This is a genomic window from Clostridioides sp. LIBA-7678 (genome assembly GCF_056716065.1).
Genome location: NZ_CP196987.1, coordinates 1,270,318 through 1,292,280, shown reverse-complemented (window position 1 = coordinate 1,292,280; position 21,963 = coordinate 1,270,318). Strand labels below are relative to the sequence as shown.

24 protein-coding genes are annotated in these 21,963 nt (G+C 26.9%); 7 read left to right on the top strand and 17 right to left on the bottom strand.

Features of this window, described 5'->3' with window-relative positions; all coding sequences use genetic code 11:
- Window positions 1-10: 10 nt before the first annotated feature.
- The 9 genes from smc to ACTG46_RS06225 form a co-directional block, all read right to left on the bottom strand.
- The gene (gene smc, locus ACTG46_RS06265) at window positions 11-3,565 is read right to left on the bottom strand and encodes a chromosome segregation protein SMC (RefSeq protein ID WP_479923771.1); all 3,555 of its coding nucleotides are present in this window, start codon (window positions 3,563-3,565) and stop codon (window positions 11-13) included.
- 27 nt (window positions 3,566-3,592) lie between these two features.
- Window positions 3,593-4,663: an elongator complex protein 3 gene (locus ACTG46_RS06260; RefSeq protein WP_074178884.1), complete on the bottom strand. Its 1,071-nt coding sequence runs from the start codon at window positions 4,661-4,663 to the stop codon at window positions 3,593-3,595.
- Between the two features lie 53 nt (window positions 4,664-4,716).
- Window positions 4,717-5,427 carry a ribonuclease III gene (rnc, locus tag ACTG46_RS06255; protein WP_021383953.1) on the bottom strand — a complete coding sequence of 237 codons (711 nt, stop codon included), beginning with the start codon at window positions 5,425-5,427 and terminating at the stop codon, window positions 4,717-4,719.
- Between the two features lie 163 nt (window positions 5,428-5,590).
- Entirely contained in the window at window positions 5,591-6,046 is a 456-nt protein-coding gene (locus ACTG46_RS06250; protein WP_054276277.1) for a CD1247 N-terminal domain-containing protein, read from the bottom strand.
- 91 nt (window positions 6,047-6,137) lie between these two features.
- Window positions 6,138-6,695 (bottom strand): elongation factor P, encoded by a 558-nt coding sequence (efp, locus tag ACTG46_RS06245; protein WP_054269745.1) that lies wholly within the window; start codon window positions 6,693-6,695, stop codon window positions 6,138-6,140.
- A gap of 311 nt (window positions 6,696-7,006) precedes the next feature.
- Window positions 7,007-7,537, bottom strand: a complete 531-nt coding sequence (locus tag ACTG46_RS06240; RefSeq protein ID WP_054269744.1) for a hypothetical protein — start codon at window positions 7,535-7,537, stop codon at window positions 7,007-7,009.
- Window positions 7,527-7,946: a hypothetical protein gene (locus tag ACTG46_RS06235; RefSeq protein ID WP_243192793.1), complete on the bottom strand. Its 420-nt coding sequence runs from the start codon at window positions 7,944-7,946 to the stop codon at window positions 7,527-7,529. The genes ACTG46_RS06240 and ACTG46_RS06235 overlap by 11 nt, the downstream gene beginning before the upstream one ends.
- Window positions 7,947-7,965: 19 nt before the next feature.
- The gene (locus ACTG46_RS06230; protein WP_479923770.1) at window positions 7,966-8,649 is read right to left on the bottom strand and encodes a hypothetical protein; all 684 of its coding nucleotides are present in this window, start codon (window positions 8,647-8,649) and stop codon (window positions 7,966-7,968) included.
- Window positions 8,633-8,995 carry a hypothetical protein gene (locus tag ACTG46_RS06225; RefSeq protein WP_176702471.1) on the bottom strand — a complete coding sequence of 121 codons (363 nt, stop codon included), beginning with the start codon at window positions 8,993-8,995 and terminating at the stop codon, window positions 8,633-8,635. The genes ACTG46_RS06230 and ACTG46_RS06225 overlap by 17 nt, the downstream gene beginning before the upstream one ends.
- Before the next feature lie 475 nt (window positions 8,996-9,470).
- On the opposite strand from ACTG46_RS06225, the gene ACTG46_RS06220 reads away from it, so the two are divergent.
- Together ACTG46_RS06220 and ACTG46_RS06215 are read left to right on the top strand one after the other, a co-directional pair.
- Complete coding sequence (locus tag ACTG46_RS06220; RefSeq protein WP_074178880.1) at window positions 9,471-9,878, top strand: sigma-70 family RNA polymerase sigma factor; 408 nt, start codon at window positions 9,471-9,473, stop codon at window positions 9,876-9,878.
- Window positions 9,879-10,362: 484 nt separating this feature from the next.
- A complete protein-coding gene (locus tag ACTG46_RS06215) occupies window positions 10,363-10,539 on the top strand; it encodes a DNA-directed RNA polymerase (protein WP_167641073.1) in 177 nt (58 codons plus the stop codon).
- A gap of 239 nt (window positions 10,540-10,778) precedes the next feature.
- Here the strand turns inward: ACTG46_RS06215 and ACTG46_RS06210 are convergent, their stop codons facing one another.
- Window positions 10,779-11,288: a VanZ family protein gene (locus tag ACTG46_RS06210; protein ID WP_479923769.1), complete on the bottom strand. Its 510-nt coding sequence runs from the start codon at window positions 11,286-11,288 to the stop codon at window positions 10,779-10,781.
- Window positions 11,289-11,534: 246 nt separating this feature from the next.
- Here ACTG46_RS06210 and ACTG46_RS06205 point away from each other — a divergent pair, with 246 nt between their 5' ends.
- Window positions 11,535-12,176: a TetR/AcrR family transcriptional regulator gene (locus tag ACTG46_RS06205; RefSeq protein ID WP_479923768.1), complete on the top strand. Its 642-nt coding sequence runs from the start codon at window positions 11,535-11,537 to the stop codon at window positions 12,174-12,176.
- 3 nt (window positions 12,177-12,179) lie between these two features.
- Window positions 12,180-12,992 (top strand): alpha/beta fold hydrolase, encoded by an 813-nt coding sequence (locus ACTG46_RS06200; RefSeq protein ID WP_479923767.1) that lies wholly within the window; start codon window positions 12,180-12,182, stop codon window positions 12,990-12,992.
- Between the two features lie 134 nt (window positions 12,993-13,126).
- Here ACTG46_RS06200 and ACTG46_RS06195 read toward each other — a convergent pair whose 3' ends face one another.
- Together ACTG46_RS06195 and ACTG46_RS06190 are read right to left on the bottom strand one after the other, a co-directional pair.
- Entirely contained in the window at window positions 13,127-13,741 is a 615-nt protein-coding gene (locus tag ACTG46_RS06195) for a DUF1653 domain-containing protein (RefSeq protein ID WP_479923766.1), read from the bottom strand.
- A 549-nt stretch (window positions 13,742-14,290) separates the two neighbouring features.
- Window positions 14,291-14,509 (bottom strand): hypothetical protein, encoded by a 219-nt coding sequence (locus tag ACTG46_RS06190; protein WP_479923765.1) that lies wholly within the window; start codon window positions 14,507-14,509, stop codon window positions 14,291-14,293.
- 296 nt (window positions 14,510-14,805) lie between these two features.
- On the opposite strand from ACTG46_RS06190, the gene ACTG46_RS06185 reads away from it, so the two are divergent.
- On the top strand, window positions 14,806-14,931 hold the full coding sequence (locus ACTG46_RS06185; protein ID WP_265327121.1) for a hypothetical protein: 126 nt from the start codon (window positions 14,806-14,808) through the stop codon (window positions 14,929-14,931).
- Between the two features lie 104 nt (window positions 14,932-15,035).
- Here ACTG46_RS06185 and ACTG46_RS06180 read toward each other — a convergent pair whose 3' ends face one another.
- Together ACTG46_RS06180 and ACTG46_RS06175 are read right to left on the bottom strand one after the other, a co-directional pair.
- The gene (locus ACTG46_RS06180) at window positions 15,036-15,194 is read right to left on the bottom strand and encodes a type I toxin-antitoxin system toxin (RefSeq protein WP_479923764.1); all 159 of its coding nucleotides are present in this window, start codon (window positions 15,192-15,194) and stop codon (window positions 15,036-15,038) included.
- 210 nt (window positions 15,195-15,404) lie between these two features.
- Window positions 15,405-16,217, bottom strand: a complete 813-nt coding sequence (locus ACTG46_RS06175; protein ID WP_054269734.1) for an FxLYD domain-containing protein — start codon at window positions 16,215-16,217, stop codon at window positions 15,405-15,407.
- A gap of 173 nt (window positions 16,218-16,390) precedes the next feature.
- Here ACTG46_RS06175 and ACTG46_RS06170 point away from each other — a divergent pair, with 173 nt between their 5' ends.
- Both ACTG46_RS06170 and ACTG46_RS06165 read left to right on the top strand, forming a co-directional pair.
- Entirely contained in the window at window positions 16,391-17,917 is a 1,527-nt protein-coding gene (locus ACTG46_RS06170) for a recombinase family protein (protein ID WP_407963590.1), read from the top strand.
- 13 nt (window positions 17,918-17,930) lie between these two features.
- Window positions 17,931-18,215 (top strand): sigma-70 family RNA polymerase sigma factor, encoded by a 285-nt coding sequence (locus ACTG46_RS06165; protein WP_021383999.1) that lies wholly within the window; start codon window positions 17,931-17,933, stop codon window positions 18,213-18,215.
- Between the two features lie 95 nt (window positions 18,216-18,310).
- Here the strand turns inward: ACTG46_RS06165 and ACTG46_RS06160 are convergent, their stop codons facing one another.
- From ACTG46_RS06160 to ACTG46_RS06150, 3 genes are all read right to left on the bottom strand, one after another.
- A complete protein-coding gene (locus tag ACTG46_RS06160) occupies window positions 18,311-19,975 on the bottom strand; it encodes a peptidoglycan D,D-transpeptidase FtsI family protein (protein ID WP_479923763.1) in 1,665 nt (554 codons plus the stop codon).
- 71 nt (window positions 19,976-20,046) lie between these two features.
- Window positions 20,047-21,294, bottom strand: coding sequence for a peptidase U32 family protein (locus ACTG46_RS06155; protein WP_054269731.1), 1,248 nt, complete (start codon window positions 21,292-21,294; stop codon window positions 20,047-20,049).
- Complete coding sequence (locus ACTG46_RS06150) at window positions 21,281-21,955, bottom strand: O-methyltransferase (RefSeq protein ID WP_054269730.1); 675 nt, start codon at window positions 21,953-21,955, stop codon at window positions 21,281-21,283. The genes ACTG46_RS06155 and ACTG46_RS06150 overlap by 14 nt, the downstream gene beginning before the upstream one ends.
- Between the last annotated feature and the right edge of the window lie 8 nt (window positions 21,956-21,963).

The following is a 21,963-nucleotide window of genomic DNA, read 5'->3' as shown; positions in this document are numbered from 1 at the left end:
TCAATCTAAGTTATATAATATCTGTTATTTCTTGAGCTTCTTTTAATTTTAAGCTAATAACTTTTGAAATGGCTTTTTCTTGCATAGTAACTCCATAAATATAATCAGCAGCTTCCATAGTCCCTCTTCTATGTGTTACCGATATAAATTGTGTTTCTTTAGATAAATCCTTCAAAAACTCTCCAAATCTAAATATGTTTGCATCATCAAGTGGTGCTTCAATCTCATCTAATATACAAAAAGGTGTTGGTTTTGTAATTAATATAGCAAAGAGTATACTTATTGCTGTTAAAGCTTTTTCTCCACCAGACAATAGATTTAGATTTTTCATTTTTTTACCTGGTGGTTGGGCTGTTATTAGTATATCACTTTCTAATAAATTTTCTTTATCTAAAATAGTTAATTCTCCACAACCTCCACCAAATAATCTCTTATACACATACTTAAAGTTTTTACTTATTTCTTCAAATTTAATCTCAAATTCAGATTTCATATTTTCTTCTAATGTATGTATAAGTTTTTCTATCTCTTCCATAGATTCTTCTAAATCTTGTTTTTGTTCACTATAAAAATCGTATCTTTCTTTTATTTCTTCATATTCCTTTATAGAATCTATATTTATATTTCCAAGACTTCTTATTTCTCTCTTTAAATTTTCTAAGAATTTTCTATCTATATCTAAATTTTCATCTTTTATTTCTAATGCTTGTACTAAAGTCAGCTCATATTGCTCAAATAACTTATTTACATATGTGTCTTGACTAGTCTTTAATCTTTCTAATCTTCCACCAACCTTAAATAAACTTTCTTTAAGTTCTATATGTTGTCTATCTATAGCTTTTAATTCTTTATTGATTTCATCAAAACTATTTTTCAAATCATCTTTAGCTATTTTTCTAGTTTCAAGATTTCTGTTACTATCTCCTAATTGTTTTGTTAGGTTTTCTTTTTCTTTTTCTTCAATAGATATAGAATCTTGCAATTTAATTATTTCTTGTTCTTCATAGTTCAATGATTTTTCTAATTGTTTATTTTTTTCTTCTAGCTCAGAATTTTCTCCAATTATTCTTTCTATATCTCTGACTATACTATTATAAACTTCTCTTTTCTTTACTAAGGTTAAGTTTAATTCATCAAATTGGGACTTTTCCTTATCATATAAATCATTATATTTTTTTATTTCATCATTTAAACTATCAATTTTTTCTTTATTTTGATTGTATATATTATCTAATTCTTCCATATCTTTTTCAACAATATCACTTTTTTCAAGTGTGTAATTTAAATTAGAGTTCAAATCATTCTTTTCATTATCTAATTTAGTAATACTGCCTTTTAAAGATTCAATTTCAGATTCAATGTTCTTTATACTTGTACTTTTTATTATTATACTTTTTTCTAAATCTTTTATTTTATTCTCATACGAATTAATTTCATTTTTTATATCTTTTATATTTTTGTCTAGAGACTCTCTTTTTGATTCTAAGTCTGAAATCTCAATTTTAATGTTATTTATCTTTTCTGTATATTCATTGATGTATCTTTTTCTAGATAGTATATTACCATTAGTTTTTAAACTTCCTCCAGTCAAAGAACCTCCTGGATTTAATATTTCACCATCTAAAGTCACTATTTTAAATCTATGACCAGTTTCTTTTGCAAATTTTATACCTTCATCTATATTATTTATAAGTATAGTTCTTCCAAGTATATTCTCAATTATATTTCTATACTTTTCATTAAATGTAATTAAATCACTTGCTATTCCTATAAATTTAGTATTTGCTTTTAAATTTCCTAAACTTATTTTGTTTGATTTAATTATATTTAATGGAAGAAAGGTTACTCTACCTAAATTATTCTGCTTTAAATAATTTATTGCAGATTTAGCACTAAATTCATCATCAGTTATTATATTCTGCATATATGCACCCAAAGCTGCTTCTATAGATTTCTCATATTGTTCAGGTACATTTATAATTTGACCTAGTGCTCCATGAATGCCTTTTAAACTTTTATTTTTTAGGACTTCTTTTACACCTCTATTAAATCCCTCATAATGATTTTCCATATCTACATAGACATTTAATTTTGAATTATATCCATTTAGATTATATTTACTTTTCTGTATTTCACCTTCTAGCTCGTTGTATTTACTAATTGTATCTTGTAAATTAGTTGCTAATTCCCTATTTCTATTATTTACATTCTTTAAATCATCATTTTGCATATTAAATTCTTCACTTATGTTGTCTAATTCAAGAGACTTTATTTCAATACTCTTATTTAATTCTGCTATTTCTGAGCTTATATTTTCATCTCTTATATTCATATTTTCTTTATTTGCATTTAAGGTAGACAACTTATTACTAAACTCTTGTTTCTTATTTAATATATCTATTATACTTTCTTTCAATAACTCTATATCATTATTTAAAGATTCCAATTTCATTTTTTGTTTATCTTTACTAGACTCCAACACTTTTATATTTTCTTGTAAAATAGATAGTTCTTCATTTCCTGATGATTTATTACTTTCTAAGTCTTTTATGTATTGCTTATTTTCATTTAGCTTTTCTTTTATATCATTTATTTCTGAACTTTTTCTATGAATTTCATTCGTGAAATTTCTTATTCTTTCTTTAATTAAATTTATTTGAGATTCTTTTTTTGATATAACCCCTTTAATCGAGTTTATATAATCTACAGACTTTTCAATTACATCTTGTAATACATCTATCTCTTTATTGATGTCTTCTTGTTTTTTCTCTACAATACTTTTTTGTTCTTCTTTTTCATTAAGTTCTTTTTCAATAACTTTTCTATGCTCATTAACCTCACTTAATTCTTTTTCTGTTCCTTCGATTTCTCTTATAAAGCTATTTACTTCTAATATCTTCAACTTCTCACTTATTTCCAAATACTTTTTTGCTTTTGTTTGTTGATTAAAAAGAGGTTTTAATTGATTTTCAATTTCTATATATACATCATCTATTCTTTCTAAGTTCTCTTTTGTATTACTTAAATTTCTTTCTGCTTCCTGCTTTTTATATCTATACTTTGATATACCACATGCTTCATCAAAAACTTTCCTTCTACTTAAAGGATTATTACTTAATATTTCGTCTACTTTTCCTTGTTCTATGATTGAATAACCATCTTTTCCAATACCAGTATCTAAAAAGACTTCTTTTATATCTTTTAATCTACAGCTCTTATTGTTCAGAAAAAACTCACTTTCACCATTTCTATAAGCTCTTCTTCTTATAGTTACTTCTGTAAAATCTAATTCCAATTGATTCTCAGAATTATCAATGGTAAGAGCAACTTCACAGTAATTCATAGGTTTTTTTGTATCTGTACCTGCAAATATCACGTCTTCAAGTTTATCCCCTCTAAGACTCTTAATACTCTGTTCTCCTAATACCCATCTTACAGCATCAGATATATTACTTTTTCCACTTCCATTTGGCCCTACTATAGCTGTTATTCCTTCTTTAAAAATAATATCTGTTTTCACTGGAAAGGATTTAAATCCCTTTAACTCTAGTCTCTTTAAATACAAATCGTTTCTCTCCCTTCATCGTTAAAACTAAAGGTCATAAATGTCATACAATTTTCTATGAATGTCTATCATATTAGCAATAATTAAACTTTTTCCATCTAACACAATTTCTAATTGATTTATATCTAAATCTGATTCTTGTGTTTTTAAAATCACACCAAATTTTTCTTTCATATACTTCACATTTGTTTTTTTATTTCCTATTATCTTAGAAATATTCTTTTTATTTGATTTCACCAACATTTGTTTTACATCTTTATTTTGTAAAATAATAAATTCCAAATAATCTTTTATCATATCAGCTTCTACTAATTCTCTAAATGCAGGGTGATATGGTCCTGCTAAAACAGCTTTCCCAATTTGTATATCATCAGTAGCTTGAAGTCCAACTCTTATTACATTTATATTATTAACATAAAACAATACAAGAACTTTCTTTACTACACTTATACTTTCATCAAGAGTAAATGGACTATACTCATTTTGCTCCATCAATTTTTCAAGCCCTGTATCTTTTACTACTAAAGTTGGATACACTCTAACACAATCTGGTTTTAGCTCTACAAATTTCTTTGCTGTAAATATACATTTTTCTTCTGTATCAGCTGGAAGACCAATCATCATCTGCAAACCAAGTTTAATTCCACTATTTTTTATCATTTTTGAACTCTTATATACAATTTCTGCTTGATGACCTCTTATACTATCTAATAATACTTTTTCATCTAAAGATTGTACTCCTAGTTCAATTATGCTCGTCTTATAGTCTTTTAACATACTTAGTATCTCTTCGTTGATACAGTCTGGTCTTGTAGACATTCTAATATCTTTCACAATTCCTTTTTCTACATATTCTTTGGCAACTGATAACAGACTTTTTTGTATATCAATATCTATCGCAGTAAAGCTACCACCAAAAAATGCTATTTCTACATCAGCATCTTTATCTATAGTCTCTAAACATTCTTCAATTATCTTTCTTGCATCTTCACTTGTAACATCAGTACTCACACCTGTTATTTTTTTTTGATTACAAAATATACAATCATGAGGACACCCTTTGTGAGGAACAAATATAGGTATAATTCTCTTTTTCATCTACAACATCCTTCTAATATAAATATTTCTTTTTATATTTTTACATATTACATTTATTTTTCCCATAATTTTTTCTTTAAAGCTACTTTAGCAGCTAATTGTTCAGCTTCTTTTTTACTCTTACCTTCTCCTATACCCAGAACATCTTCATTGATTCCAACTTCCATTACAAATCTTTTATTATGGTCTGGCCCTTTTTCTTCTATAAGCCTGTACCAAATATTATTTTCGCCATTCCCTTGTAACACTTCTTGAAGATGTGTTTTATAGTCTCTGAATATATTTCCTTTTCTTGAATCATAAATTATATTTTCCATATAATTCAGTATAAACTGTCTTGCACTTTCAAAGCCTCCATCAAGATATATCGCAGCTATTACAGCTTCAAATGCGTCTGCTAGTATTGAAGTTCTATGTCTTCCTCCAGTTGCCTCTTCTCCTCTGCCTAATAACATGTGAACACCTAAATTTATATCATTAGCTACTTCACTCAATGAATCTTCACAAACTATATTTGCTCTAAGTTTAGTTAGTTCCCCTTCGGGTAGATTAGTTTCTTCATTGAATAAATAATCACTTATCACTATACCTAAAACTGAATCCCCTAAAAACTCCAATCTTTCGTTAAAATTATATTTTTTATTTTCATTAGAATATGAACTATGAGTAAGAGCTTCTAGTATATATTCTTTATTTTTAAATTTATAATTTATAACATTTTCAAATCTTTGTATATTATCTAGTAATTTTTTACTTATTTTCATAACTACATCCCTCCAAAATCCTATTCTATAAATTCTAGTGTACTATTTTTGTCCAAGTATTGCAAAACCAAAATACACAATACCCTTCCTCATAAAAATAAAACTACCTATGAAACAAAATTATCTCATAGGCATCATAGGCAGTTTTATTTCTTATGAATTTTTACTCTCTATCATCACAACTTGAACAACCACCACATGCACAATCATCATCACAATCATCTTCTGATGATAATATTACAGCCTTACAATCAGGACAAACAACATCCACTTCATCATCATATAATAAATCTTCGTCTATTTCTACTAACTCTCCACAATTTGGGCATTCCATTTCTATATAGCTGAAGTCCTCATCGTCATCATCTTCATCGTCTTCATAAAGATCATCTTCCATGTCAGCGATTTCTTCTTCTAAATCTGCTAAATCTTCATCTATAGATTCAACAAAATCTTGAAGTTCTTCTTGCTCTTCATCCAATGTTACAATAGCATCTGCAAATACTTCTAATGCATCAACTATTTTATGTATCATTTTCCCTTCTTTGCTTTCAGCACTTATTTCTAGTCCTTCTGCTAGGCCTTTTAAGTATGCAACTTCTTCATATAAATGTTTCATGTAACACCCCTCGCTTTCTTTTTTATATATAAACTAAAAGCTCATATATCTTATATTATTAAGACATATAAGCTTTTATATACATAAAGTTTTATACTCTTGATAAATATTCACCTGTTCTAGTATCTATCTTTACTTTATCTCCAGTATTTATAAATAATGGAACTTGAACAACTGCTCCAGTTTCAACTGTAGCTGCTTTAGTTACATTACTTGCTGTATCACCTTTTATACCAGGCTCTGTATCTATAACTTCTAACTCTGCAAAGTTTGGAGCTTCCACTTGGAATGGTTGCCCTTGATAAAATCTTATTGTAGCAACTTCATTCTCTTTTAAGAACTTAATTGCATCTTCAACTTGCTCATAGTTTAATGGTATTTGTTCAAAATTTTCTTGGTCCATAAAATAATATAACTCACCATCATTGTATAGATATTGCATTTGTCTTGTATCTATAACAGCTTTAGGGAATTTTTCACTTGGATTGAAACTTTCTTCTCTTATAGCTCCTGTTTTTAAGTTTCTGTATTTAGTTCTAACGAAAGCAGCTCCTTTACCTGGCTTAACGTGTTGAAAATCAACTACTAAACATGGTTGTCCATCTTTTTCAAATGTAACACCTTTTCTAAAATCACCTGCTGATACCATTTCTTGTTCCTCCATATTAAAATAAATTTCTTATTTTTTAGTAAATTTTACATTACTATGCCTTTAAAATTATATCTCTTACTTGAATTCTGTCAAGTCAGGATTACAAATTTTTACTAATATCATAATATCATAAGTTATACAATATAAACAAGTATTTGGCAAATTACTTATTCTATATTTTTATTATTCTCCTCTACAATCTTAGTCTATACATTTTATATGTTGATATTATTTAATTATATAGTTCTCAATAATTACGCTTTATATGATTTATTGATGTTATTTCTTTTTCTCAAACTTATGTGTTTTCATATGCTTTCACTAAAATTCCATATTTTTATTTTGAATTTAGTTTCATAGTTTTGACTACGTTTTGATAATTTCAATTTTATATTAACATATTGGCCATTATTGGACATCGACACATACATTTCATCTACATAATCTCCAATTTCATAACCACCTGCTTGACTACTTTCACCATTTAAAGAATTTACAAATAGCTTATTTCTTCTTTCATTTAATATAATTTCTTTGTTACTTATATATTCCTCATTATCAGTTAAACCTTCATCCACATATCTGCATTTTATAGATGTTGTTCTTTTAAAACTTTCTTCATTATTAGATAGATTTATTATTCCCATAGAATTACTAATAATTCCTTCCATAGATTTTACAATTTCAAGACTTTGTTGTTGTAATTCTATGTTATCTTCTATTTTAAGTTTTAAATTTATTGTAATCACAAATACAGAATATAAAACCATTATCAATATTACAATTGAAGCTAATGATACTATACTTTCTAAAAGTAAGTAACCATGTTTACGTTTCATATTTTCCCTCTTTCAGAAGTACTCTTCCACTTACAGGTGTTATTGTTATAGTTTTTCTTAGTCTATGATTATATATCTCTATTGTAGATGCTTTTTGAGGTGAGCCATCAGATTTAAATTTTATTATGTCTATACTTCTTGCTATCTTTACATTTTTAGGCAGTACTATAGATTTAACATTTTTACCATCTTTCCTCAATACATATCCTTCATGTTTATCTTGATTTATATAATATATATACGTATCATAATCACTAAACATATTAATTCTTCTAACATATCTTATATCTGAGCAGAGTTGATGTGCAAATAAATTTATCTTTTGATTTTCAAGATTATCTTTTGGAAACGATAATGTAGCTATCAATAATATTATACTAATAGATACCACTAATTCTACTACAGTCACATTCCTTCTTTTTTCAAAGTTATACACCTCTATACTTATACACATGTACTAAATTTTTTTCATCAAAATTCTTTTTTATATTTTCAATTATATCTTGTTTAATTTCTTCGTCTGTAAACTCTTCACGTTCTTGATTATTCATATTTTCACTCGCATCTTCAAATTCATTTAAGATTTCATTTTCTTCAAATAGCTTATATTCATTAAATACCTTACTATGAGACTCATCCATATAATCTTCAATATCAATCCCTACCCATGGATTTTTAATTTTCACCCTCACTTTTATGACTTTTAAAAAGTTTTTCTCTTTAACTGTACTTGTTATATCTAATTCAAAAAAATCTCCTCTATCATATATAGTATTATTCTCTACCTTTAAAGAAACTTTGTCTAAGTTGCTATAAGATGTATCTTTTATTTTTTTTATACAATTAATCATATTATTTCCTAAGAAATATGTTTTAAATTCGTCTTCATTATTTGATATATTAATAGCTTCCTTTACACAAGAATATACATTACTTATTGATAATTCTATTCCACTCAAAGAAGTTTCTTTTAATTGAATGTCCTTACATTCTAACTCATATATATTATTATGTGTATAAATTAATCCTATAGACATAATGCACACAGTGCTTATAATAGAAAATATTATCAATGTCATTATTAATATAGAACCTCTATTGTCTAGTGACATAACTAGTAAACCTCAATTTTTTAAAATTATTTTTTATTTCTATATTTATTTCATAACATTGATAATAATCTAAAATTTGTTTTACTGTACTGATAACTTCATATCCATTTATGTAATTTTTATTTGTTCCATTCTCAATCAACTCATATTTACTATTTTTTATTCTGTACTTTTCATCTTCCATATATTTTTTTACAGTGCTTAACATTTCTCTATCAGATGCATTTCTACATACAAAACTATAGCAACTATATAAAGATGTCGACACTAAATAAACAGTAACATATAATATAGCAATACTTATTATACATTCGATTGATATAAAACCATTCTTTTTTGTTTTCAATAATAAAAACCTCTCAATAATTTTTTGTATATAAAAAGTATATAAAAATTTAACTATAAATTTTCTTTATAAATATCTTATATAATTTTTTTCATTTTAGTACACCACCTTCATTTTTAATAATATTAACTACCCCTACTAATCTAGCTTTGTAATCAATATCATCCAAATAAACAATTATGCATGATTAGTGAAAAACTTTGTTTCACTGTTTATAATCCTTTCTCCTTTATATTTATTGACATTTAAATTTCAATTTATACTGAATAAGTTAATAATTCCTTCATCTTGTTTCATATATATACAACAAAAACTTAAACTTAAGTTCTCATTTTTTATGTTATATTATGGTCAAAAGTTTGTAAATATATGTTTTAAATTCTAAAAGTATACATATTATTTTATTAGATAACAGTCAACTTGGATAAGTCTTCTTCATATAATTTAAAGTGACCGTTGAAAAGGGGGTGACCTATTGGCAGCTCTTAAATCTTTTGAAAAACCCTTAACCCCTGAAGAAGAGATTGAGTATTTAACTAAATTTAAAATAGAAAATGATAAAAGTGCAAAGGATACATTGATTGAAAGAAACATGAGATTAGTAGCTTATATAGCAAAAAAATATAATAATTCGACGGAAGACCAAGATGATTTAATATCCATAGGTACAATAGGATTAATAAAAGCTATAGAAACTTATAACATAGATAAAGGAACTCGATTAGCAACGTATGCTTCTAGATGTATTGAAAATGAGATTTTAATGAATATTAGATCCAACAAAAAAAATAAAACTCAAGTATCTCTACAAGACCCTATCGGAACAGATAAAGAAGGTAATGAAATAAATACTACTCTTTATATGTATTACTCTGTTGTGTAAAATAAGCTCATATCAAAATTTTTTCTTAATTATATCAAACAAAAATACATATCAATTATATTGTTAAGTATAAGCATATATTTTTTAATCTTTTAAAAATCTAACTAAATCAGCTAATTTTTTTAGGTATTACCTTACCACTATATAATACCCAAATCATACTCTTAAATAAATTGTTATACATATAGCAAACAAGTATTTTATATTAAAACTAGAAATATTCTATTTTAATAGTTTTTTCATCTTTGTCATTTTATGGATATTAATGTATATTTTATTATTATAAAAAATAATAAAATTTTATAAAATATTCCATATTATACTTTTTTCTATAAATATTTTATATATAGCCTTTATTTTTTTATTAAAATGCATTATAATAAGAAAATAAAGGTCAAGTTGATAGAGTTTTAACAATTATTATTTTCAGAAAAATTACACTATTGAATATATTAAGAATAATCAGAGACGGAGGAATTAAAATATGAGCGTAATCGTATTATGTAGTTGTTGTGGAAAAGAAATAGATGAATATAGAAATAAATATATAACTTATTATGATAAAAGTACCAATGCAGACATCAAGGTTTGTATTAATTGTGCTTTAGATTTATTAGAAAAGACAAAAGAAAATCAAGAATTAAATATTCAAAATTTTTAAGATATAATACTTCCATGATAATTTATGAAAACACCTATATATAGATATGACCCTATCAAGTAAATACTATAAAAAGCACATTAAATGGCATGAGTACGATATTCAACTGGACCCACGCCATTTAATGTGCTTTTATTTATAATTAAATTCTTATACAATTGTATTTTACTATTTATTATAAGTTTATTATTACTTTTGATTAATCACATCATCATTATTAATATACACTTTAATTGGCTTTATAAGTTTGTAATAATAAGCAATCCTAAAAATAATATCACAACAACTGTCACAATCAATGCTAGTATATTTATTATTTTTATTGCCTTGTCCTTAAATATTTTTGACAATAGCACAAAAACTGCTATTCCTATTATTCCTCCTAATGTATTTCCTATCAAATCAGTTATATCACTTGCACCTATTGCAAATATATATTGAAGTGTTTCAAAAACTAAACTTGCTAAAAAAATAGGTACAATCTTTTTTATAAAACTCCACTCTTCTTTTAGAATACATAAATATATCCCAAATGGTACAAATACAACTACATTTAATATAATCTCTGATATATCTACTCTATTATTAACTATAAGCGAACCAGCAAAAGGCACTAAGTTTATATTTCTAAGATTCATTGCTTCAAGTGATGAAATATCAAATTGCATCTTAAATAGTATTATCCATGTCAAAATGATTATATATACTATAAACAATCCTTTTGTAATATTATATTTTCTAGTTTTCATTCATTGCCTCCTTACTATATCATTGTATTAAGAGCTTAATACAATGATATAGTAATACAATTTGTATGTCAACTATTTCTTTAGTCCTTATAAAATTACATGAATCATACTATTTACACATTGATAGCTTTTCTTTAAAGTATGTTGACAGAAAAATATATACAGGATATACTCATTATAGTGACCACATGGTCACCATTTAAAACTAATCAGTGACCACATGGTCATTTAAAAAGGAGAGTTCTTATGCCTACTAATATATTTCTTGAACTAGGTGAAGAAAAACGTAACAAGATTACTAGGGTTAGTATTGATGAATTTGCTAAATATGGATATGAAAATAGTTCAACAAATAGAATTGTCCAAAATGCAGGTATTAGCAAGGGAAGTCTTTTCAAATACTTTAAAAATAAGGATGAATTGTACTTCTATATACTCGATTCTGTTACACAAGAGCTTCTGGTGAGTTTAGCAAAGGAAATAAATTTTCTTCCAAAAGAGTTGTTCGAAAGAATCATTAAATATTCAGAATTGGAATTTGATTGGTATATTAAGCACCCCAATGAATATAAATTGATTGCTACTGCATTTACCAAAAGTAATACTGAAATCTATCAAAAAGTTGAAGCACAGTATGGCCTGGAAGGTCAAAGCATTTATTATAAGCTATTGTATGATGTAGACACATCAGTACTTAGATTTGATAAGAAAAAGAGTATTGATATTTTAAAATGGTTTTTAACTGGGTTTAATGAGGATTTTTTGTCTCATATTCAGATACAAGAAAATACAAATATTGATAACATACGACAGGAATATGTTAATAGCCTTACAGACCACATAACAATCTTAAAATGTGGACTTATTAGTGAAAAGAAAGAGGTGTAAAATATGTTTTATGGTTCTCGATTCCATCAAGTAGTAGTAGACAAGGAAACAGTAAATTATATTGAGTTTGGAAAAGGCCAAAAACCACTGATTATCTTGCCAGGTTTGGGGGATGGACTTTCCCCAATTCATGGGCAGATACAGGCAACCGCTTTTGCATTGAGTTATAAGCAATTTGCTCAAAAGTTTAAGGTGTATATGTTCAGCAGAAAAAACTGTTTGAAAGAAGGTTATTCTACAAGAGATATGGCTAGAGACCAAGCAAAAGTCATGAAAACTCTTGGGATTTTAAAGGCAGATATTATGGGAGTATCTCAAGGTGGAATGATAGCACAATATCTTGCTGCCGATTATCCAGATTTAGTTAATAAACTTATGCTGGTGGTTACCTCATCAAAACAAAATGAAACCATACAAGAAGTCGTTGGTAGTTGGATGAAGATGGCAGAGCAAAGTGATTATAAGAGTCTAATGATTGACATAGCAGAAAAATCATACTCAGAAAAATATTTAAAAAAATATCGTTTTTTCTATCCTCTTCTTGTAAATATTGGCAAACCAAAAGATTTTAGAAGATTTCTTATACAAGCCACTTCATGTATTGAGCATAATTCCTATTCTAAATTGGATAAAATATCATCTCCAACCTTAATTATTGGAGGCGACAATGATAGTATTGTAGGGACAAAGTCATCTTTAGAATTAGCAGAAGGAATCAAGAATAGTGAATTATTTATATACAAAGGTCTTGGCCACGCCACCTATGAAGAGGCAAAAGACTTTAATAATCGAGTTTTAAACTTTCTAATGAAGTAAGACAAAGCCACATAGACCTAGTATTTATGTGGCTTTACGGCATTTTGTAAAACATACTTTATTGTTGAAGTTGATAGTATATTCTACAATTTTTTATAGTATCAATATGACCTTAGTAGAAACATCATAGTTAACTACTCAAACTCCTCAAATCTATACTCTTGTGCTGTATTAAGATACTTTTCTTTATCTACTTTAGACAAAAAAATATCTATTGGCCTTGCAAATGCTCCAGTTCCACTATATAAAGACTTATAAATCACTAGTTCTTCACAATCTATTTCTTTTTGATGATAGAAATTGCCATCTGAGTCTTTATATATAATCACAATATCATTAGTTTCAGTATGTACTGCATTAAATCCATTTTCTGCTACCAAATAATAACTATCAACTTCAAACAATGATTTATTAAGTTCAAAATAAGCAACAGGCTTACTAATTCCTATAGTTACATAAAAACCACCTTTAAAATGCTTATATATATATGGATATTTCACTTTTCTTTCCTTAGATACTTTCATGTCTAAAGCTTTAACCATTATACCTACAGTATCAAATACCTTAAAATTTTTAATATCTTTATATAAACAACTATTATTATTTAAATCATAGTTATTTATATAAAATTCACAATCACTACAGTTTAGATTATCTCCTTTTCTTGATTTTTTCATAAAATCATTGCAGTGTTTCTCCATTTTATATAAAACTTTATGTAACTCTAATAATAACTCATTTTTAGCCACTACTTAAATCCTCCTAATTCACCCATTTCATATTCATATTATTTTTTAACTAGTATCTTTATAATTTCAATTATTTAATATATCTTATATAAAACTCCTTTAATATTTAAATAACACATTAACCTATTGATTATAATTTTATTTGTTACTACAAATATGATATATGTTTTCAGTAAAATTCTTCTCACAGTTAGAATGTATATCCAATATTTATGGCAAATAATATACAAACTCAATTTTTTTGCATATTACAATTGTCATGATTCAACTTCTATAATACATCTTACATAAGATTTTTACACTTCAAGTTTTCTTCAAGTTTTATTGCTATTATTAAATCTTCTACATATTTCATAACCTAACATTAACTATGAATCATAAATTCTTTTATAATTATAGATTCAATTATTTTTATAAAATAAAAATTCCTTTTAAATTTCTTCGCTTTTATCTTATATCAACTAAGTAAATTAATATCCTAGTTGTTTGAAAATACTTGTCCAACTTTATGTCAAAGAAGCGCTAAATAGTAGCAACTTCTATACTTTATTAACATTCTACTGTATCAGCTTTTTTCATTGATATATTAATGGCTACTTCTTTAGCTACAGCATCAAAGTCTTCCCATCTTCTTTTATTCTCTTCATTAGAAATACGCGGATATATTATATAGACTTCTGTACTTTGATTAGCTATAATCTTTTCATCATACTCTATATCTTTTTCTGTGTCATATTTAAATGGTTTAAATTGTTGTAGTATTTTCACAATATCACCCCTTGTTATAAAATATGAGTCCATATACTTGTCTTATACTCAATATATATCTTGTTTTTAGAATTTTAATTTGACATGTATCTACTATCTTAATTTAGATTTTAAAATTAGAAATATAGTACTATGAACAATCACTACAATCATAGATACATTGTATTCAATTTATGTTGTAACCTTATTTTGCAGGAGTTGGTGGGTATTGAGAAAGAAATGTTGTTAAATTAAAACAGATAAATGTATTAAACAGAGCTTAATAATAACAAAATAATACATGAGTGAGAAATATTATGGAAAAAATGAAAGGATGCTTAATATTTATAGATATAGTCACTTTAATAGGTGAAGGAAAAGAACAAATTTCTAGGAAAACTAATGGTATAAAAACTATACTATATACTTTTACTATGGAGTAAAATTATTATTTTTGAATATTTATACCAATTTGTGATATAATAAAAGCAAGAAGAACTGCAATCTATGTGGTGTAGAGTGAAGTTCGTGATTAAAAAACTAGAAATTATTTAAACTTATGGAATTTGATTTTAAAGTCAAATTCCCAACCACTCTTAGTGCCAGCTTTGAGTGGTTTTTTACGTTTTCTAAATAACTTACTTATCAAGTAAACTATATCGCTAGCCATAACACTGGCTAATATACTTAGTAAAAAATTATCCATACATAATCACCTCCCTTCTTAAAATGTGGGAGAATAATCCTTTGTTTGTATGAACTCCACTCTTAGATTGTAGGTTACAACTTCTTGCTAGAATTATTATAACATATTATGGTAATTTATATAATTATAATACATTTATAATTTATCTAATAAAAAAGTACTCTCTGAAATCAGAAAGCACTTTCTTTATTACCCTTAAATCTCTATCATCTATTCAAGTATACTATAGTTATTTGCAGAATAATGAGGTGTCCACTCTATTTTTTCAAAGTCCTTATCTGTATCAAACTCAAGCCTAACTTTTTGTCCTTTTTCCCAAGTTCCATTTATCGATGTTGATGTTTGTGTATCAATTATTACACCATCTTTATCTATTAAATTTATATCTAGATAAAAGTCTTGAAGATCTAAATCACTTGTATTTTCTACAGTAGCTTGATAAGTCTTCCAATCATACTCATCCTTTACCTTTTCAAATTTTATACCTTTAACCATAGCATCAATTTTTTCTTTTGATGCATTTTCTTCATTTACAATTTGTGCATTATCCTTTAATACCTTAAATTCTTTTTCATCTACTTTTAAACCAAACTTATCAACTAAAGTCAACAAAATCGTACTTCTTTCATTATAGGGCTTTTCCCAAAGTTCTAAGAACTTTAATTCATCTTTTGAATAATATTTTATAGATTCTTTTGAATCTTCAAGAGCTTTTATATAATCTTTTGCTAATTTTCCAAGTTCTGGACTATCAAACTCAGCATCTTTATACTTTGATACAGCATCCATTTCTACTTTAACAAACTTCTCATAAGCTTCATTCTCCTTTAGATTTAATGTCCCAGCTTCATCTTTAGATGCCAAAGCCCATCTTTCTTTTAGACCTTTTCCTAAATCCTCAATAAATTGCTTATCCTTACCTTTACTTTCATCTTTTGTTTCTCCCCCACTAGAACATGCCACCATAAAAACTGATAGTAACATTACCGTAAGTAAACTTAATATTTTTTTAAAATTACACATATAATTCCCCCCTAGAAATTGTTTTCAATTGCATTATACTATATATTCCAATTGGATACTGTCGATTCATGCGATATTTTCATACTATTTTTACAATCTTAACTAATTTTGCTTAACATGAAATATCTCCTTATATAACTAATATACTATATTTAAGGAGTGTGATTACTTATATGAGTGTTGCTATATACTTAAGAAAATCTCGTGCTGATGAAGAGGCAGAAAAGCAAGGAGAATTTGAAACTCTAAGCAGACATAAATCAACTCTATTAAAACTAGCAAAAGACCAAAATCTAAATGTACTCGAAATAAAAGAAGAACTGGTATCTGGAGAAAGCATAATACATAGACCAAAAATGATTGAACTTCTAAAGGAAGTTGAAGAAAATAAATATGATTCAGTATTAGTAATGGATTTAGACAGACTTGGTCGTGGAGATATGAAAGACCAAGGTATAATTTTAGAAACTTTTAAAGAAAGTAAAACTAAAATTATAACACCTAGAAAAACGTATGACTTAACAGATGAATTTGATGAAGAATACTCAGAATTTGAAGCATTTATGGCAAGAAAAGAACTAAAACTTATATCAAGAAGAATGCAAAGAGGAAGAATAAAATCAGTTGAGGAAGGAAATTTTATAGGTACTTCTGCCCCATTTGGATATGACGCTGTAACTACAGGTAGAAAAGAAAGAATTCTTGTACCAAATAAAGATGCTGATGTAGTTAGAACTATCTTTGACCTATATATTAATGAAGATATGGGTTGTAGTAAAATATCTAAATATCTAAACAATCTAGGAATTAAAACTGCTACAGGTGCTAGTTGGTATAACTCCGCAATAACAAATATAATAAAAAACAAAGTTTATTGTGGTTATATACAATGGCGAAAGAAAGATTATAAAAAATCCAAAAATCCAAATAAAATAAAAACAGTTAAATTAAGACCTAAAGACGAATGGATTGAAGCGAAAGGTAAACATGAACCTCTAATAAGTGAATTGGTTTGGAAAAAAGCTCAGAATATACTTAATAAAAATGGTCATGTTAGTTATGGTAATCAAATAAAGAATCCACTTGCAGGCATAGTAATCTGTAAAAACTGTGGTAGACCTCTAGTATATAGACCATATACAGACCATGACTATATAATTTGTTATCATCCTGGTTGTAATAAGAGTTCTCGCTTTGAATTTGTTGAATCTGCTATTTTGAAGTCATTAGAAGATGCAGTAAAAAAATACCAGTTAAGAATATCTGATATAGATTTAAAGAAAAGTAATACTGATAATAATATAGAATTTCAAAAACGAGTATTGAAAGGCTTAGAAACTGAATTAAAAGAATTAGGAAAACAAAAAAATAAGTTGTATGATTTATTAGAACGTGGCATATATGATGAAGATACATTTATTGATAGGTCTAATAATATAGATTCAAGAACTGAAGAAATTAAATTTTCAATAGAAACACTAAAAAATAAATTAGATATAGTTAAAAAAGATACTTCAAAAATGATAGAAGATATTAAAACAGTTCTATCTCTTTATCATGATTCAGATTCTCTTGGAAAAAATAAACTTTTGAAATCTGTCATTGATAGAGCTGTTTATTACAAATCTAAAGAACAAAAACTAGATTCCTTTGAGTTAACAGTCTATCTTAAATTATATGAAAAGCAGTTATATCAATAACATATAAAGCGTAGTGTGTAATGAAATAAGTCTTTTAGATATACTTGGTACAGAAGCTAACCATGTTCTTGATGAGGTTGAGCTAAAAGTTCAAGTCGGAAAACTTTATGAGCAACTAAACAAAATTCTTACTCCTAGAGAAAGAGAAATTGTACAGTTAAGATATGGGTTAACTCCTTATGGGTATAAAACGCAAAGAGAAATTGCACAAAAACTCGATATATCGAGGTCATATGTATCTAGAATCGAAAAAAAAGCTCTTAAAAAACTAGAAAAAGAGCTTGTTCAAGAAAGTTAATATTATAATTTTTAAAAGGATATATCGTAATAGTATTAGACATAGTCTTTAATCTAAAAATTACGATATATCCTTAAATTTTATAATATATAATTTTATTGTATGCTTTCACATATTTCTTTAAATATAGGTATTGCAGATTTACTTCCTTTTTGAGTTCCTTCTACTAACACAGTTATTACATACTTAGGTCTTTCTTCAGGATAAAATCCAGTTATCCATCCATGGTCTATTGCTTTTTTATTTAAACTACTTTGAGCTGTACCAGTTTTAACTCCACATCCACCTTCTAAATCCTTTAAGTCTTTAGCTGTACCATCCTTAGACACAGACTTCATAATCTCTTTAACTTGTGTACACACATAAGGAGAAATCAGTTCTTCCTTTTTTGAAGACTTATAAGTTTTTATTGTATTCATATTATTATCCACAAGACTTTTATATAAATATAATGGTTTGAATGTTCCATTATTAGCCATTATTTGAGTCATTTGATTTATTTGAAGTGGTGTAAATTCTATATTTTCTTGTCCTATAGCTAAATTTCGTATTGATATGTTTTTGGGAGCTTCTCTAACTTTTTCTTCATCAAGACCAATATCAACCTTTTCAAATAAATGCAGTCTTTCAGCAGATTTAAGTATCTTTTCTTTGCCAAGTTTCATAGCTATATCTAAAAATGCAGGATTACATGAATTAGAAAAAGTTTGTCTTAAATTTTGGAAACCATGACCATTTATTTTATTACATCTTAATATTTCATTAGTATTTCCAACTTTAGTCTTTCCTGTACAGTTATAAGTATAATTCTCATCTACAACACCATTTTCAAGTGCAGAAAATAAAACTACCATCTTAAATACAGACCCTGGTGGATATGTAGCCTTTATAACTCTATTTTCAAATTCTCCATTTTTTCCTTTCAAACTTTTTGATATATCATTCTGGTCAAAATTAGGTCTAGAACACATTGCAAGAATTTCACCTGTAGAAGCTTCTGAAATTACCACTGCTGTAGGGTTTTCTTCTTTATTTAGTATCTGTTCTAATTTTTTCTGAATATCATAATCAATTGTAGTTTTTAGATGTCTATCTTTAGCCTTATCATCAATAGTTTTTACACTTCCCTTTAATATGTTTAAAGATTTTTCATTTCCTGCATCTCCAGCTTTAAAAGCACTTATATACTTTTCATTTGAATTTCTAAGCACACTGTCCATACTTTTCTCGATTCCTGCTTGTCCTGACTTATCATCCTCTTTTATATATCCTATTGTATGTGACAATAAACCATCTTTTGAATATCGCATAGTTTTTTCTTCTATCATTATTCCATTTTTCTCAAGCTCTTTTTTCATTCTATTATCGATATCTTTAGCCTGAATCTGTATTATAGGATGTGTTAATTGTTCTTGTATAGCCTTATATATATCCAAATCTTTCATCTTAGTAGCCTTCTTAACCAGCTCTAAAATCTTATAGTTATTATTTAATTTTTCTTTTTCAACCACCAATACCTGAGTTTTACTTGTATCTGTAAGTTTTTTGTTATTTCTATCATAAATTATTCCTCTTCCACTATTTAACTCTACTTTCTCAACACTTTGCGATTCTACACTCTGTTTGTATTTATCACCTTTTAATACTTGTATATCAACCAGTCTATAAATTAAAGCACTATAAATTATCAAAATTATAGTAAATATATACCAGCTTCTCTTTCCCACTTTTTTCAAAAATGGAGTCTTCTTTTTTGACATGAAATCACCCCTTAGATAATTTCATTATTGACAATTTCTAAGGGGCTAATACTATCTTTATCAAATTTTTATTATTCTTCAACCTTCTCTTCTATAACTTTTCTAAGCATATAATCCTTACCAACTTTTACTGATAGTTTTAATTTAACTATTTGTCTAGGATGAGGAGCTGACTCTATAGCTTCTCCTTCCTCATTATACATTTCTTCAATTTTAGTGAACATAGTTTCTTTATATGGTCCCATGACCTCTATTTCATCACCAACACACATTTTATTTCTTTGTTCAACTACAACAAGACCATCTTCATCTTCTGTTTCTCTAACTATACCTATAAAATCATAGTTTCTAACATATGATGCTGACTGATAATTTTGGTCCTCTGTTGTTGGTTTATTCAAGTAAAAACCTGATGTAAAATGTCTATGGCTACCTTTTTTTAATTCTTCCATCCACATTGGATTGAATTTCCAGTTTTCTGGGTCTTTATAAAATTCATCTATTGCCATTCTGTATGCTCTTACAACAGTAGCTACATAGTATGAAGTCTTCATTCTACCTTCTATCTTTAAACTTGTTATACCAGATTTGATTAATTCTGGTATATACTCTATCATACATAAATCTTTTGAATTAAAGAAGAATGTTCCTCTTTCATCTTCATATATTGGGAAATACTCACCAGGTCTTTTTTCTTCTACTAAATGATATTGCCATCTACAAGACTGAGCACAAGAACCTTTATTTGCATCTCTTCCAGTCATATAATTACTTATTAGGCATCTTCCAGAATAAGAGATACACATAGCTCCATGCATAAATGCTTCTATATCCATGTCTAAAGGTGTCTTTGCTCTTATCTCAGATATTTCATCAAAAGATAATTCTCTTGCCACCACAACTCTTTTTATTCCATGCTCATACCAAAATTTTGCACTTAAATAGTTAGTTGTATTTGCTTGTGTACTTAAATGTATTTCCATATTTGGAATTACTTTTTTGATAACACTAAGAACTCCTGGGTCAGCTATTATGACTGCATCTATTCCTATCTCTTCTAATTCCAATAAATAATCTTCTAATTGTAGAAAATCTTCATTATGAGGTATTATATTTACTGTTACAAATACTTTTTTTCCTCTTTCATGTGCAAAAGCTACTCCTTCTGCCATATCTTCCTTACTAAAATTCTTTGCAGCAGACCTCATTCCAAAAATTTCTCCACCTATATAAACAGCATCTGCTCCATATGTTATAGCTATTTTTAATCTCTCCAAATCACCTGCTGGAGCTAAAAGTTCAACTTTATTTAATTCCATCTACGTCACCTCTTTTACTTTCTTTATAACTTAGTGCTACACCATCACCTATTGGTATTAATGATGTACTTAAATAGTCACAATTACATATATAATCTAAATAATTTCTCATTCTTTTTACTATGGTTTTCTTTCTTCTTATAACGAAATCATCATGTGCAACCATACCTTTATATAAAATATTATCAGATACTAAAAGTCCACCATCTTTTAATTTATCTATAACTAAATCAAAGAACAACTTATATTGACCTTTAGCTGCATCTATAAATATAAGGTCAAATTCACCTTGGACTTGACTAAGTTTTTCTTCTGCATCTCCTTCTAGTATAGTTATGTTATCGTCAAATCCAGCTAATTTTATATTTACTTTTGCTTTTTCTATCATTTTTTCATTTCTTTCAACAGTTATTATATCTGCATCTTTTCCTATAATAGTTGCAAAAAAAATAGAAGAATAACCAATTGCACATCCTACTTCTAAAACTCTCTTTGGCTTTTGAATCTTTAATAAGACTTTTAATAAATCTGAGACTTCTTTATGTATTATAGGAACGCTATTTTCCTCTGCATAAATTTCTAAGTCTTTTAAAAGTCCTTCTTTTTCTTTTAATGTCACTCTTATATAATCTTCAACTAAGTCATTAACTATATTACTCATAAAAACAC